The organism is Chitinophaga eiseniae (assembly GCF_900167135.1).
GTDB classification, from domain to species: domain Bacteria; phylum Bacteroidota; class Bacteroidia; order Chitinophagales; family Chitinophagaceae; genus Chitinophaga; species Chitinophaga eiseniae.
Window position 1 is genome coordinate 2,107,117 of the sequence record NZ_FUWZ01000001.1, and the last position, 14,016, is coordinate 2,121,132.

Below are 14,016 nucleotides of genomic sequence, written 5' to 3' on the forward strand. Positions count from 1 at the left end.
TTCCGGGCATGACTACCGCTGACATCAAAAAACTAATACCGACGCTTGTAAACGGCCATTGCAGCGCTGAAGAGCTGGCCGCGTTTGAACAGTGGCGGCATACCGCTTCTCCGGAGGAATTAAGCGAAGTGATGGACCTGTACTACGACGCGCTGGACAGCGAAGACAGTGCTGTGCTGCTGTCCGACGGGTTTACTGCCGGTCTGCAGCAGCGGATGCGGGTGGCGATGGCTGGGGGCAGGCGTCCGGCAGGCATCAGCCGGTATGTCCGTATAGCTGCGGCAGTAGCCTTGCTGTTGGCCGCCGGCTTTGCAGGCCTCTTGTTCCGGTCGCCGGTAAAAGTGCCGGCGGCGGTTATTACGCCGGGAACGGACAAGGCCATTCTGACACTGGCCGACGGCACACAGATTGAATTGGGCAGTAAGCGGCAGGACAGTGTTTTACAGAAAGGGACGCAGGTCATCCGGCTGGACAGCGCCATCATTCGCTATAACGGCACAGCCACAGAAAAAAACGCCTTTAATACCCTCACCACCCCCAGGGGCGCACAGTTCCAGATCATTTTACCGGATGGCAGCCATGTGTGGCTGAATGCTGTTTCCTCCCTGCGTTATCCTGTTGCTTTTAACAATACAGAAAGAACGGTGGAGCTGACCGGGCAGGCCTATTTTGAAGTAGCGCCGTCTGCCTGGCCATTTACCGTGAAAACCAATAACACTGCCATACAGGTGCTGGGTACCAGCTTCGACGTGATGGCCTACGCCGAAGAAGGAGCGGTTAAAACAACGCTGGTGAACGGAAATGTGATGGTAAAAAACGGAGATGCCCGCCGGCAGCTGCAGCCGGGAGAACAGGCCGCCTACGACGCACATTCCGGCGACTTCACCGTTTCACATCCTGTTATTGAAGAAGTGATCGCCTGGAAAGAAGGAGAATTTAGATTCAATGGCGTCAGTATCGTGGCGATCATGCGGCAGCTCTCCAGGTGGTATGACGTAGATATCCGCTATGACGGTCCTCCACCTACAACCGCTTTCAGCGGCACTTTACCGAAAAAGGAGCAGGTAAGCCAGATACTGCATGCATTGGAAGTCACTGAAGCCGCTCATTTTACGATTGAGGGCAGGACCATTATTGTAAGGAAATAAAAATGATATCGCCCATCTGTTGAAACAAATAGCCGGAAGTGCTTCGACCTACTTCCGGCAGCGGTTTCAGGAGTTGCCGATTATAAAGGTTGCTTAGACATTTTATCGTAAATCCAAAAACCAGTTAAAAGTATGAATCTACTTTTAAACGGCAAAACCGTGCCGTTACCTGTACCACTTAAGCTGCTTATCATTATGAAATGGACTGCTGTCTTTGTCTGTATTGCGGCTCTACATGTCAGTGCAAAAGGCTTTTCCCAGAAAGTGACGATTACGTCGTCCTCCATGAAGTTGCAGGATGTTTTCCGGCATATCCGGCAACAGACAGGATTAGCTTTTGTATATGACAAAGCGCTGCTCGACAAAACCCATCCGGTGGCTATTCATGCCAACAAAGAGGAATTTGCGGATTTGCTGGCCACCTGTCTCAATGCGCAGGGCCTTACTTTCGAAGTGAGCAACAATATCATTATTGTCAAAAAAATGCCGCCGGCGGGCAATGTTCTGCTGAATAATATCACTTCTTCCGTATTGGGGCAGGCAGATATACGGGGGCGTGTTACCGGTCCCGACAACGAAGCGATCGTGGGGGCTACCGTACGCTTAAAAGGGACGCAGAAAGCCGCTATCACCGATGTAGACGGCCAGTTTACGCTCAACGGCGTGAAAGACGGACCCTATATATTGGAAGTGACTTCCATCGGCTATGAGCACTACAGTAAAACAATCACCGTTAAAAATGAAGCCCTCCGGCTTGATATTGCGCTGGTGAAGAGTATTTCCGGTCTGAACGATGTGGTGGTGGTCGCTTATGGCAGCCAGCGTAAATCGACCTTCACCGGCTCTCTCAGCACATTGAGCGCCAAACAGCTGGAAGGCTCTCCCAGGGCTACCGTGCAGGACAACCTGCAGGGCAATGTCAGCGGGGTGGTGGTGTCTATGGGCTCCGGGCAACCTGGTGCCGCGCCCAATGTACGTATCCGTGGCGTAGGCTCTATCAACGCAGGCAGCGCGCCGCTGTATGTGGTAGATGGCATCCCGCTGAGCAGCGTGGACCTTAACAGCTTTAATGCCAACGACATTGCCAGCATGACGGTATTAAAGGATGCTTCCGCGGCCTCTCTGTATGGCTCCAGGGCGGCCAACGGCGTGGTGATCATTACCACCAAAAAAGGACTGGCAGGCAAAACCTCCTTCAATGTGTCTGCCCAAACCGGTTTTACCAATGTGTCCAATGCATTGGCCGACCGGCCGTTGAGCACCACGGAACAACTGGAACTGTACCGGGAAAGCTGGACCAACGCAGGTAAAGATCCTGCGCTGTTTGTGGCGGAACTCACCAGGCAGGGGATCGATACGACCGTTAATACCAACTGGTTCAAAGCCCTGACCCGGACAGGTAACTATCAGCAATTTAACCTCTCCGCCAGCGGCGGCACGGAAAAAACAACCTACTTTCTGTCCGGCGGTTATTATAATGTAAAATCTCCTTTGTTGGGCAGCGCATTCAAACGGTATAACTTTAGCGCAAAAGTAAATGCCAACGCTTCGGAAAGGCTTTCTCTCCAGGCGGGAGTACTCACCAGTGTGACGAAATCCAATACCGTCAGTGATGATGGCAGCAATGCCAACCCGGTGAGGGCTTACAAGCGTTATGAGCCGTGGCTGCGGGTATATCTCCCGGATGGTTCTTATGACCTGAGTTACTCCAATAACTACAATCCGGTGGCCTTCACGCTGGAAAACGAACACCCGAATGACCGTTATAACCTGATTGGTAATATCGGTTTAAAATACAAAATCCTGCGGGGCCTCACTTTCGAGAACCAGAACAGCGTGGACTTTGAGTATGGTGAGACCCTCGATTACAATAAAGCAGGTATTGGCACAGCACGTTCCAATGGCGGCAGTGCGACCTATTCCACACAACGGGCCATCAGCCTCGTGACCACCAATATCCTGCGTTACACGCAAGATTGGGGATATCATCACATAGAGGCATTCGCAGGATATGAAGGGCAGTCGGTACAGTCGTCTGATATCAGTCTCTCTAAATCCAATTTTATTCCCAATGCCTTTACGCTGAGCAACGCCGCCGTATTGAGCGACGGCAGCAATACCGCCACTAATAGCCGCCTTACCGGCCTTTTCTCCAATGTAAATTACAGCTACCGGTCAAAATATTACCTTTCCGCTTCCCTCCGCAGAGATGGTTCCTCCCGCTTTGGGGCCGACAAAAGATATGGTAATTTCTGGTCTGTCGGCGCTTCCTGGAACATTACCGCCGAACCTTTTATGAAGGAGGCCACCGTATTTTCCCAGTTGAGGCTGCGTGCCAGCTACGGCGCCAATGGTAATCAGAGCATCGCCGATTTTGCTTCCCGCGGGCTTTATTCGAATACCGCCAGCTATTATAACAATCCCGGCTATTATCTCGTGCAATATGCCAACAGCAATCTTACCTGGGAAAAGAACAAACCGCTGAACATAGGGCTGGACTTTGGTCTGTTGAATGACCGCATCCAGGGTACGGTGGAATATTACAACAGGGTAACCTCTTCGTTGTTGCTGAACATGCCGGTTTCCGCCACCAACGGTGTTACCAGCATCACTAAAAACATCGGCTCTGTGCGCAACAGCGGTATCGAGATAGAGCTGAATACCCTCAATGTTGTTTCAAAAGCCAAAAATGGTTTCAGCTGGAACACACGGGCTACCTTCTCTACTTTGGAGAACAGGATCACCCGGCTGGTAAATACAATCGTGAGCAATCCGTATATCCGCGAACGGGGGGGAGACTACTACCAGTTCTATGTGCCCGGTTTTGCAGGCGCCGATCCGGAAACAGGGGAAGCATTGTTTTATACAGACGGCACAAAATCGGCTACCACCAATGACTATACGAAAGCGGCCCGTTATAAGCAGGGATCGGCGCTGGCGGACTTTGTGGCGGGCCTGACCAATACTTTTGAATACAAAGGTTTCTCTTTCAGCTTCCAGCTGTATGGCAGCTTTGGCGGTAAGATATATGACAACTGGGGGCCCAGCGCTTATACAGACGGCAACTCTACTTTTGGCCCCACCGCAGCGCTGCCGCGTTATTACTATGATAACCGCTGGACAGCCAAAGGCCAGACGGGCAAACTGCCGAAGGTAGTCTACAAAGGCACCGCACCCAGCACCTCCGACAGGTTCCTGTATGACGGCACCTATGTGCGTTTAAGAGATATTACATTGTCTTACAATCTGCCGGCCAGCGTGATGCAGCAGCTGCGGATGTCTTCCATGAGAGTATATGCACGGGCGACCAACCCTTACACCTATGTGAAAGATAAGCGCCTCACCTTCGATCCGGAAGTAGGTATAGAAGGACTGGCGGACCAGAACGCGCCCATCTTCCGCACCATTGTATTCGGACTTGATTTCAGATTCTAAAAAAAACACCATGAAGAAACAACTATTTACTTCTTTCTATATAGCCGTATTGGGCATGGCTGTTGTATGCGGCAGCTGCAGCAAAGACTTTCTGGACACGCAGCCGCAGCAGTCCACCGACCTGAACGTGGCCTTTGTGGACATCAGCTCCGGCCGTGCCAGCCTGAATGGCTTGTACTCCCAGGTGAAAGGTGTCAGCTACCTCGGACGTTCGTTGTATGTTACCGCAGACCTGCTCTCAGATAACGGTTATCTCAGCTCCAGCAACTCCAAACGTTACCTTCAGTTTGACAGTTATACGACTAATTCGGGCAACGGTGATGCACGGGATATGTGGAATACCTTGTACAGCGTGGTGGTGAATGCCAACCTGCTGATTCAGAATGGCAACAAGGCACAGTTGCCGTCTTCCGACAGCGATGAAAAAGCGCAGATCATCGGAGAGGCCTATGCCATCCGCGCTTTGGCTTATTTTGATCTGATGCGCCTTTTTGCCCAGCCATATAATTACACAGCCGGTGCCAGCCACCTTGGGGTGCCGCTGGTGATTGAAACCGTCGCCGACGCCAATGCGGTCATCTCGCCCGCCAGGGAAACAGCTGCCAAGGTGTACGCGCAGATAGAATCCGACCTCAGACAGGCCATCAGCATGATCCCTGCCACTCCTGTGGGCTACGCTGTCAGCAGCAACAAAGGCCGTATCTCCCTCAATGGCGCTAAAGCCATCCTTTCCAGGTTGTATCTCTATATGGAGAAATGGGAAGCTGCGGAGACGATGGCCACGGAGGTCATCTCTTCCAACAAATACACACTGCTGGCAAAAGATAAACTCGCGGGTGATTTCCAGCTGCAAAATAACGGAGAAACGGTTTTTGAAATATTATACCTGACCACCGACAACCTCGGTACAGACGCGATGGTGAATTTCTGCCTGCAGGGCGGCAGTTATGGAGATCTGCTGGCAACAGAAGACCTCTATAACCAGTATGATGCCGCTGATGCCAGAAGAGCTTTTCTGGTAAAAGGGAAACGCAGCGGCGCCGAGAACCCCGCGGTACTGATCAATAAATATGTCAATAAAACCACGTACCTCGAAGGAATGAAAGTAGTGAGACTGGCGGAAGTGTATCTCAACAGGGCCGAGGCCCGTGCCATGCAGGGAAAAGACGCCCCCGCCGCCGCAGATGTGGATGTGATACGCAGCAGGGCGCTGGGTACTGTAGCGCCTACCACAGCCACAGGGCCGGCATTGCTGGACATCATCAAAAATGAACGCCGTAAAGAGTTATGCTTTGAAGGACAGCGGCTGTTTGACTTAACGCGCTGGAAACAGTCATTCACCAAGTTTAAAACAGGAGGCGCCACCAGGAGCATCGCTTATCCTAATAATAAGACGATTATGCCGATCCCGCTCTCTGAAATTAATGCTAATCCTAACATTGCTGCTCAACAAAACCCAGACTACTGATGAAAAAAAGCATAATGCTGATAACAGGGCTGCTGTCTACCGCTATGGCTCATGCGCAGGCGCGTGTGCTGCCATCCGGAAACGTCAGGAATCTCCATCAGGTGAGCGATAGTATATTTCGTTCTGCGCAGCCGGACCACGAAGATTTTTCCACGCTGCGTAAATATGGCGTGGCCAGTGTGCTGAATCTGCGGTCGCGTCATAGCGACAGTGCTGCCGCCACTAACACGGGATTGCATCTTTTCCATGTGGAGATGGAAGCAAAACAGTTTACCGATAAGGAGGTTATTGCCGCATTGAGGGTATTGCGGGATGCACCGAAACCGGTGTTGGTCCACTGCCGGCATGGAAGCGATCGTACCGGCGTGGTGATTGCCATGTACCGTGTTGTGATGCAGCACTGGAGCCGGGAAGAGGCTATCGGAGAAATGGAGCGGGGAGGTTTCGGGTTTCATCAGCAATACACGAACATCCCTGAATATATCCGGCAGGCGGATATTGGTAATATTAAAAACGCATTGAAACAACGGTAGTGATTTTAACCTGACAGTAATAAAGTAAGGCCGGCGATAAGGATACTGTAGGCGCTGCTGATAGGTACATTATCACCTGGTTGCTACTGAAAGAGAATCTCAGGCGCAAATCACCTTAAACAACAAAGGGCGGACCCGTTCGGGTCTGCCCTTTGTGTTATGTGGCGCAATGCTTTACGCTGCGGCTTTTTCTTCTTTTTTACCTGCGCCGATGATCTCCCATACAAAGGTGCCGATTACCACCAGCACCAGTACGATAGAGGTGATGGAGGATATTTTCTGTGCTTTGTAGAAGGTCGTCGGTTCAAATTTCAGGTCGATCTTATGCTGGCCGGCTGGTATTTTCAGGGCGCGCAATGCGTAGTCTACTCTGACGATGTCGGTTTTTTTACCGTCGATGTAGGCGTTCCATCCTGCGGGGTAGTAGATCTCGGAGAATACGCCGAGGCCTTCCTGGCTGTTGCTGGACGTATATTCGAGGCTGTTAAGGCCATATTTCGTCAGTTTGATCACAGCATTGCTGTCGGTAGCGGTGGGTTGGTAGTTGGCGCCCAGTTCTTTCGCAAACCGTTTGTCTACCACTGCAGAGTCTTTCGTGTGCAGGTAGTCCAGCGTTTTCATTTCGGTATTGGCATCCGGTGCCCATACGATCCCTTTTACGAACCAGGCGTTACCGTTATTATCGGGGTTGCGTTGTGCCACCGGTTGACCGGTTTTCTGATCTGGTACGATGAAATATTTGGCGTTGAGCATATTGAGTACGCCCATATTGTTTTTAGAGATCTGGTGGGTGATGAGGTCCTGGTAGATCCACAGTTTAGCGGGGCTGTAGCCGCCGATGTTTTTGTGGAAGTAAGACGGGATGGCGTCATCAAACGGGGAGGTGGTGAGGTTGAACACGCGGTAGTAAGGGTCCGGGTCCTGTTTGATTTGCAGGTCTGCGTTGGAAGGCTGCAGTTGCGCCATCAGGGTAGATTCATCTACGAAGCTGTCTTTACCGAGGTAGTTACGGTCCACCTGTACCAGGTCTATGGCCACGGCGGCCACCAGTATGAGGGCGGCGGGCTGCCATGCCAGTTTATCTTTCAGGTAGGCCCAGATGGCGCCGGCGGCGATCAGGATAAATACCAGGGAGCGGATGCTGTCTTTCAGCAGCAGGGAGCTGCGATCTTTTTCCAGTGCGCGGATCATGAGTTTGGCGTTTTCTTCGCCGCCCATCATCTGTGCAAAGTACTGCGTCATGGTCGCATCGCTGTGGCTGCTGAAGTTCAGGAACATGCTGCCAAGGATGCCGATCACTGCTACGATACCGCCGGAGATATAAAGGGCCTGTTTCAGTTTCCGCAGCAGCACTTCCTTGCTGTGTTTACCGTTGGCCACTTCCTGCAGCGCCCAGCAGGCCAGTATCACGAAGGTGAGGGACGGCAGTACGAGGGCTTGTGCGGGTGCTCTGAACTTGTTGTACAGCGGCAGGTGGTAGAAGAGGAAATCGTTGATAAAGCCGAAATTTTTACCCCATGCGAGGATAAAGCCTGCGATGGTAACGGTCAGCAGCCACCATTTATGCCAGCTGTTCACGACCAGCAGGGAGAGTACGAACAGGAAACAGATGATAGCGCCGACATAGACGGGGCCGGAGGTCCCTCTTTCCTGGGCGCCATAGTACAGCGGAAATTTCATTTGTTCCATGAACTGTTCCACCTGTTGGGGCGGAGCGCCGAGGCTCACCATTTGTTCATATACATGGGAGCCGGTGCCCAGTTTCTGGCCGGAGGAGTTACCGGCGAAACCGGGGATCATGAAGGTGAAGGATTCCGAAACGCCATAGCTCCATTCGAAGGCATAGTCTTTATCGAGCCCGGTGGATTTATTTTCTTTCGCGTCTTCTTTGCCCAGCGTGAGTTCGGATTTGCTGCCGCGCATGGTATAATCGGTATATTCTTTTACGGGCAGCAGGTTGTCTGCGGCGGGCAGTATGCCCAGTATGCCGGCGACGGCCAGCAGTACGGAGGCTTTGAAGAACAGCGGGAGGGTCTGTGTTTTAAAGGCGTGAATAAACGCGCCCACCACCAGTATGAGGATCATGATCAGGGTGTAGTAGATCATCTGCAGGTGGTTGTTGTATATCAGCAGGGCGGTGGCGATGGCGGTGAGGCCAAAGCCGCCGATCAGGCGTCCGCGGTAGGTGAGGATGATACCGGCCAGTACAGCGGGCATCAGGGCGATGTCGTACATCTTGGTGATGTGTCCTACGTCGATGAGGATCACGTTGTAGGAGCAGAAAGCAAAAGCGATGGCGCCCAGTATCCTTATCCAGTATTTGAAGTCCAGGATGCAGGCGAGGAGATACATGCTGATCATAGCGAGGAACAGCATGTTAACAGGGGAAGGCAGGCCGAGGGTGACCATTTTGTTCACGAAGGTGATGGCATTTTTACCGGGGCCTGTGTAGATCACATAGGAAGGCATCCCGGAGAACATGCTGTTAGTCCACAAAGGGGTTTCACCCGTCGTTTCATAAAAGTCCCTCGCTTCTTTGGCCATTCCGTTTACGTTCATCATGTCGCTCTGGTTTACTATCTTGCCTTCCAATACAGGAGAGCAGTAAACCGTAGCCAGCAATATGAAGATGCCAATTGCTGCCAGATGCGGAAGAATGGCTTTTAGCCAGTTTTGCTTCATCGGATATCTTGTATTTAGTTTTAAAGGAACAAAAATAACTGTAATTTATCCGAAATTTCAATATGCGTTGGATTCGATTTGTGTTAAAATTTGCATTTATCTGCAACCTGTGCTTTATTTTGGGGCAGCTGCTCCGGATCACCGCATATGATCACCGGCTGGACGTGATGGTGGAGCATGTGCTGATATTGGGCGTAGGCGTGGCGTTTCCCCTGAATCTGGCCATATGCCTGATCACCGGCGTGTTGCTGCTGTTGAAAAAAATACAGTGGAAGCCGTTACCGCCGTGGTTATTCCTGTGTAATGTAGGTATTTTAATATTTCAACTTATAGTCACTTATTAAATGGTCAAGCAGTTATTAAATGATAAGCCTACACGGCTTTTTGTCATATTTGCCAGCTTTTTTGTAGCCAATGCGCTGATTGCGGAGTGTATCGGTGGTAAATTGTTTTCGCTGGAAAGGCTACTCGGATTGCCGGTGCATACGTTCACCCTGTTTGGAGAGAGCGGGTTATCGTACACGCTCACGGCCGGTGTATTACTGTGGCCGCTGGAGTTTGTGATGACGGATATTGTGAATGAGTTCTACGGGCCGGTGGCGGTACGCCGTATTTCCTATACAGCAGTGGCGTTGATCTCCTATGCGTTCCTGATGTTTCTGGTGGCCATCAACGTACCGGCCGACAGCTGGTGGACAGGCAGCGGCAGTACTGAAGGCGTGCCGGACATGCAGAAAGCTTTTGTCGGTATTTTCGGGCAGGGGATGTGGATCATCCTGGGCAGCCTTTCCGCGTTCCTTGTCAGCCAGATCGTGGATGTGACGGTGTTTCACCGCATTAAGAAACGTACCGGGGAGAAACACGTATGGCTGCGGGCTACGGGGTCTACCGTGGTATCCCAGTTTGTAGACAGTTTTATTGTATTGTTTATCGCCTTTAAAGTGGGTAAAGACTGGAGCTGGCAGCGGGTATTGGCGATCTGTATGGTGAACTACAGCTATAAATTCGTAGTGGCGGTAGCGTTAACCCCGCTGATCTACCTGCTGGAAAACCGTATTATACGTTACCTCGGCCCTGAGACGGCTGCCCGAATGAAAGCATCCGCCATGGGTAAGGAAGAAATGCCGGTAACGGACGTGGTGCCGCACAACTAGTAGCGGGCCTTCACCATATCTGCCACTACTTTATCGATCGGGAGGGTAACGGCTTCGGCCGAAAAATCCTCCCAGTCTATCCATCGCGCATATTCCACTTCGGGCACCCCTTCCGGCACTTTGAAATCAAAGGGTTTGCTGAGCGTTTGCGCAGTGAAGGGAGAGATAGCTTCCACCAGGTAATAGATAGAGATGATCTGTGTTTCGTTGTCGAACGCGGAGATCTGAAAAAAGTCGGTGGTGTAGATATGTTCCACCACGCGGACATCCTGCGCCAGTTCTTCGCGCCATTCGCGTACCATACATTCCAGCGTGCCTTCCCCGAATTCGAGTCCGCCGCCGGGAAATTTCGTATAGTAGCCGCCGCGGATATATTCGTCTGTTACCAGTACCTGTTTAAGGTCATTGATCATAATGCCGTAAACACGCACGTTGAATCCTGTCTGCATATGTTTATTTAACAGCGTCGATGATGATGGAGGTATACACTGGTTTACCGCCGACGTTCCGTTCATCATAACGGATGGAGCGGTGTATCATGCCGTCGGATTTGTTCCATTCGTTAAAATGGAATTCCCCGTTTTCGTCGTAATACTCCAGCAGCTTCACTTTAAAGCCAGCTTCTTCCAGCAGTTGGCTCATGAGTTTATAGGTGTACAGTACTTTATGATCGTCTGCTCCCCAGCCGGCGCCACCGGGCTTTACATTGTTGATATATTCAGGGTCCGGATGGAAACCATCGGGAATGGCTATACGCAGATAGCCACCGGGTTTAAGATAGCGGAAGCAGGTGCGTGCGCCGGTAAGGCCCTGTTCGTAAGTCAGGTGTTCCCACACGTGCTCTGCCAGAAAAACGGACACAGAAGCATCGGGGATGTATTTGTTCCAGGAATCCGGTGCCAGCAGGTTGAACTGCTCCACTTCGGTGGGTATCCATCCTTTTTCGAACACGGAGCTGGCGCCGATGACCAGTTTCCAGTCGGCCGTATCCTGCAGTGATTTTATCAGTTTTTTTTCAACGGCGGCGGCTCTCATTGCATTGTAGCCACTCAGCGCTTTGGCTTTTCGTATGATATCTTTTAACAGAGATGCCATGGGCAAAGATCAGGTTATAAATTAAATCCGGCTGTAAATATAACAGAATAAAGTAAGAATACGCTACAATAACAGCGTTACAGTACCCTTCAGCAGCTTTTCCTGTCCCAGCATATTACGGTAGCGGACCTTGTACACATACGTGCCCAGCGGTTGCAACTGCCCGCGGAACATACCGTTCCAGCCCTGTCTGGCATCTGTGGTGAGGAAAATACATTCGCCCCAGCGGTAGCTGTCAAAGCCCTCTCCGGGCGACAGTATCAGCGGTCTGTTATCAAAAAAGGCAGGTATCCGGTCCCAGTTCGATCAGCGGAGGGTATGTCACCGTCAATTTCGTTTGGAAGGTGCTGTCGCATCCGCGCCACGTGGTGTAGCGTACCGTGTAATCGCCGGCCCGTGTGACCGTGGTGCCGTCCTGTCTGCAAGCTGGAGGTATAGACGCCGCTACGGTGATACGGCGGCCGTCCGGCAGCAGATAGTTGTCGCCGAAATACCAGATGTTGCCTTCTTTCTGAGCGGTGCTGACGAAGGGCTGGCAGACAGCTAATATCATCAGGGTTATGCAATAGATGATGCGCACAGGCATATAGTGTATAGGGAATAAAATCTGCCGCAAGGCACGATTCTAGAACCACTTCTTCTTCATGAAATACATGCTGATGATGACGGAGATCACGACAGAGAGGATAATGGGTATGTAGAAAGCGTGTATGCTATGCTGATAGGGGAGTTCTACGTTCATGCCGTAGATACTGGCCACCAGCATGGGAAAAGTAAGGATGATCGTGATGGAGGTCAGCCTTTTCATCACCACGTTCAGGTTATTGGAGATGATACTGGCGAAGGCGTCCATGGTGCTGCTGAGGATGTTGGTGTAGATATTGGCCATTTCAAGCGCCTGGGAGGTGTCTACGACCAGGTCATGGAGGAATTCCTTTTCGTCCTCGTTGAGGCCCAGGAAGTTGGTCCTTTCCAGTTTCATCAGCAACAGTTCATTGCTGCGGAGGGCGGTGACGAAGTACACGAGGCTTTTCTGGATGCGCATGATGGCGAGCAGTTCTTCGTTCCGGTTGGAATCGTAGAGTTTTGCTTCCAGCATGTTCCTGCGTTGGTTGATTTCCTTGAGGTAATCGAGGAAATTGACCACCACTTTCTCGAAGATTTTGAGCACCATCATGTTCTTCTTTTCAGGAGAACGGTTGTGGAAGGTATCGAGGAACCTTTTGATGGCGGCGTTATCGAAGGAGTTGACCGTCAGGATCTGGTTGTGCGTGAGGATGATCACGATGGGGATGGTGATGTAGTAGGCATCGCTTTCGTTGATGGAGTTGTTCTCCGTGGGTGTTTTGATAACGATGAGTTTTACATTGTCTTCCAGCTCGTAGCGTGATTTTTCGTCGATATCGAGGGAGTCGGTCAGGAAGTCCAGCGGTATGTCCAGTGCTTCGGAGAGCTGTTCGAATTCAGCCTGTTTCAGCGGAGGCGTGATGTTTACCCAGGCGTCGTTTTCCGGCGCCTGGATAGCCACTGTCTTGGAATCTATGTTTTTGAAGTATTGGATCATGCTGCAGGGGTAAAAAAGCGTTTATCAGCCAATGGTTATTTGTCCTTCGAACACGAGGGTGGCGGGGCCACAGAGCCAGATGTTGGAGAAGGAGCGTTCGCCGGTGCGGGTAAAGCGCACTTCCAGTTGTCCGCCGAGGGTTTGAACGGGCACCACATATTCTTTCTCTTCTTTACCGGCAAAGGTGATCGCGGCGGCGGTGACGCCGGTGCCGCAGGAGTAGGTTTCATCTTCCACGCCTCTTTCGTAGGTGCGGACGAAGATACCGTTTTCAAAAGGCTGCACGAAGTTGACGTTGGTTCCTTCTGCGGCAAAGCGTTCGTTGTAGCGTATCTGGCGGCCTTCGTCGAATACGTTCACGGCCTGTACGTCTTCCACATATTTTACAAAATGGGGGGAGCCGGTGTTGAGGTAATAATGCAGGGGGCCTTGTTCCACAAAGTCTACATCCTGCATTTTCAGGTTGACCCAGTTGGCGCCGTCCATGGTGGCTTCATGTTCACCATCTACTGCGATGAAGTAGAGGTTGCCGTCGCCTACGCCCATTTTATGGGCAAAAGCGGCGAGGCATCGGCCACCGTTGCCGCACATAGAGCTTTCGCGGCCGTCGGAGTTGTAATATTTCATGGCGAAGTCGTAGTCTTCGCTTTTATTCAGGAGCATCAGGCCGTCGGCGCCGATACCAAAACGGCGGTCACACAGTTCATTCACCTGTTCATTGGTGAGCCAGTCGTATTGTCCTTCCCGGTTGTCCATGATCACAAAATCATTGCCGGTACCCTGGTATTTATAGAAATGGATCTGTTGCATAAGGCAAAGATATAACTTTGATCGCCATGATTAATGCTGATTTCACTGATTAGCAGAGACGGGAGCGGAAACGGGGTGGGGGAATGGTGCGGAGATAAGTGCGGATACAGGATTGCCTGGATAAATA

At 51.4% G+C, this 14,016-nt stretch carries 12 protein-coding genes; 6 read left to right on the forward strand and 6 right to left on the reverse strand.

Going from position 1 to position 14,016, the window contains the following annotated elements; all coding sequences use genetic code 11:
* The first annotated feature begins 8 nt into the window (after window positions 1-8).
* From B5D63_RS08700 to B5D63_RS08715, 4 genes are all read left to right on the forward strand, one after another.
* Window positions 9-1,148: a FecR family protein gene (locus B5D63_RS08700; protein ID WP_078668316.1), complete on the forward strand. Its 1,140-nt coding sequence runs from the start codon at window positions 9-11 to the stop codon at window positions 1,146-1,148.
* Window positions 1,149-1,280: 132 nt separating this feature from the next.
* Window positions 1,281-4,583 (forward strand): TonB-dependent receptor, encoded by a 3,303-nt coding sequence (locus B5D63_RS08705; protein ID WP_078668317.1) that lies wholly within the window; start codon window positions 1,281-1,283, stop codon window positions 4,581-4,583.
* Window positions 4,584-4,593: 10 nt separating this feature from the next.
* Window positions 4,594-6,051, forward strand: a complete 1,458-nt coding sequence (locus tag B5D63_RS08710) for a RagB/SusD family nutrient uptake outer membrane protein (protein WP_078668318.1) — start codon at window positions 4,594-4,596, stop codon at window positions 6,049-6,051.
* Window positions 6,051-6,584, forward strand: coding sequence for a tyrosine-protein phosphatase (locus B5D63_RS08715; RefSeq protein ID WP_078668319.1), 534 nt, complete (start codon window positions 6,051-6,053; stop codon window positions 6,582-6,584). Before B5D63_RS08710 ends, B5D63_RS08715 begins: the two co-directional genes overlap by 1 nt.
* Before the next feature lie 174 nt (window positions 6,585-6,758).
* On the opposite strand, the gene B5D63_RS08720 is transcribed toward B5D63_RS08715, so the two are convergent.
* On the reverse strand, window positions 6,759-9,266 hold the full coding sequence (locus B5D63_RS08720; RefSeq protein WP_078668320.1) for a YfhO family protein: 2,508 nt from the start codon (window positions 9,264-9,266) through the stop codon (window positions 6,759-6,761).
* 119 nt (window positions 9,267-9,385) lie between these two features.
* On the opposite strand from B5D63_RS08720, the gene B5D63_RS08725 reads away from it, so the two are divergent.
* Both B5D63_RS08725 and B5D63_RS08730 read left to right on the forward strand, forming a co-directional pair.
* Window positions 9,386-9,610 carry a hypothetical protein gene (locus B5D63_RS08725; protein ID WP_078668321.1) on the forward strand — a complete coding sequence of 75 codons (225 nt, stop codon included), beginning with the start codon at window positions 9,386-9,388 and terminating at the stop codon, window positions 9,608-9,610.
* Window positions 9,611-10,420, forward strand: coding sequence for a queuosine precursor transporter (locus tag B5D63_RS08730; RefSeq protein WP_078668322.1), 810 nt, complete (start codon window positions 9,611-9,613; stop codon window positions 10,418-10,420).
* Here B5D63_RS08730 and B5D63_RS08735 read toward each other — a convergent pair.
* The 5 genes from B5D63_RS08735 to dapF all read right to left on the reverse strand — a co-directional run bounded on the left by B5D63_RS08735 (window position 10,417) and on the right by dapF (window position 13,889).
* The gene (locus tag B5D63_RS08735; RefSeq protein ID WP_078668323.1) at window positions 10,417-10,869 is read right to left on the reverse strand and encodes an NUDIX domain-containing protein; all 453 of its coding nucleotides are present in this window, start codon (window positions 10,867-10,869) and stop codon (window positions 10,417-10,419) included. The two genes, B5D63_RS08730 and B5D63_RS08735, sit on opposite strands and share 4 nt — an antisense overlap.
* Before the next feature lie 4 nt (window positions 10,870-10,873).
* Window positions 10,874-11,515 carry a class I SAM-dependent methyltransferase gene (locus B5D63_RS08740; protein ID WP_200816932.1) on the reverse strand — a complete coding sequence of 214 codons (642 nt, stop codon included), beginning with the start codon at window positions 11,513-11,515 and terminating at the stop codon, window positions 10,874-10,876.
* Between the two features lie 274 nt (window positions 11,516-11,789).
* Window positions 11,790-12,068, reverse strand: a complete 279-nt coding sequence (locus tag B5D63_RS08750) for a hypothetical protein (protein ID WP_143312818.1) — start codon at window positions 12,066-12,068, stop codon at window positions 11,790-11,792.
* Between the two features lie 72 nt (window positions 12,069-12,140).
* Entirely contained in the window at window positions 12,141-13,079 is a 939-nt protein-coding gene (locus B5D63_RS08755) for a magnesium transporter CorA family protein (RefSeq protein ID WP_078668326.1), read from the reverse strand.
* A 24-nt stretch (window positions 13,080-13,103) separates the two neighbouring features.
* Window positions 13,104-13,889, reverse strand: coding sequence for a diaminopimelate epimerase (gene dapF, locus B5D63_RS08760; RefSeq protein ID WP_078668327.1), 786 nt, complete (start codon window positions 13,887-13,889; stop codon window positions 13,104-13,106).
* Window positions 13,890-14,016: the final 127 nt, after the last annotated feature.

Excerpts from the sequence above, each read along its gene's own strand:
- B5D63_RS08700 (WP_078668316.1), top strand. The coding sequence starts at position 9 with ATGACTACCGCTGACATCAAAAAACTAATACCGACGCTTGTAAACGGC.
- B5D63_RS08705 (WP_078668317.1), top strand. The coding sequence starts at position 1,281 with ATGAATCTACTTTTAAACGGCAAAACCGTGCCGTTACCTGTACCACTT.
- B5D63_RS08710 (WP_078668318.1), top strand. The coding sequence starts at position 4,594 with ATGAAGAAACAACTATTTACTTCTTTCTATATAGCCGTATTGGGCATG.
- B5D63_RS08715 (WP_078668319.1), top strand. The coding sequence starts at position 6,051 with ATGAAAAAAAGCATAATGCTGATAACAGGGCTGCTGTCTACCGCTATG.
- B5D63_RS08720 (WP_078668320.1), bottom strand. The coding sequence starts at position 9,266 with ATGAAGCAAAACTGGCTAAAAGCCATTCTTCCGCATCTGGCAGCAATT.
- B5D63_RS08730 (WP_078668322.1), top strand. The coding sequence starts at position 9,611 with ATGGTCAAGCAGTTATTAAATGATAAGCCTACACGGCTTTTTGTCATA.
- B5D63_RS08735 (WP_078668323.1), bottom strand. The coding sequence starts at position 10,869 with ATGCAGACAGGATTCAACGTGCGTGTTTACGGCATTATGATCAATGAC.
- B5D63_RS08740 (WP_200816932.1), bottom strand. The coding sequence starts at position 11,515 with ATGGCATCTCTGTTAAAAGATATCATACGAAAAGCCAAAGCGCTGAGT.
- B5D63_RS08750 (WP_143312818.1), bottom strand. The coding sequence starts at position 12,068 with ATGATATTAGCTGTCTGCCAGCCCTTCGTCAGCACCGCTCAGAAAGAA.
- B5D63_RS08755 (WP_078668326.1), bottom strand. The coding sequence starts at position 13,079 with ATGATCCAATACTTCAAAAACATAGATTCCAAGACAGTGGCTATCCAG.
- dapF (WP_078668327.1), bottom strand. The coding sequence starts at position 13,889 with ATGCAACAGATCCATTTCTATAAATACCAGGGTACCGGCAATGATTTT.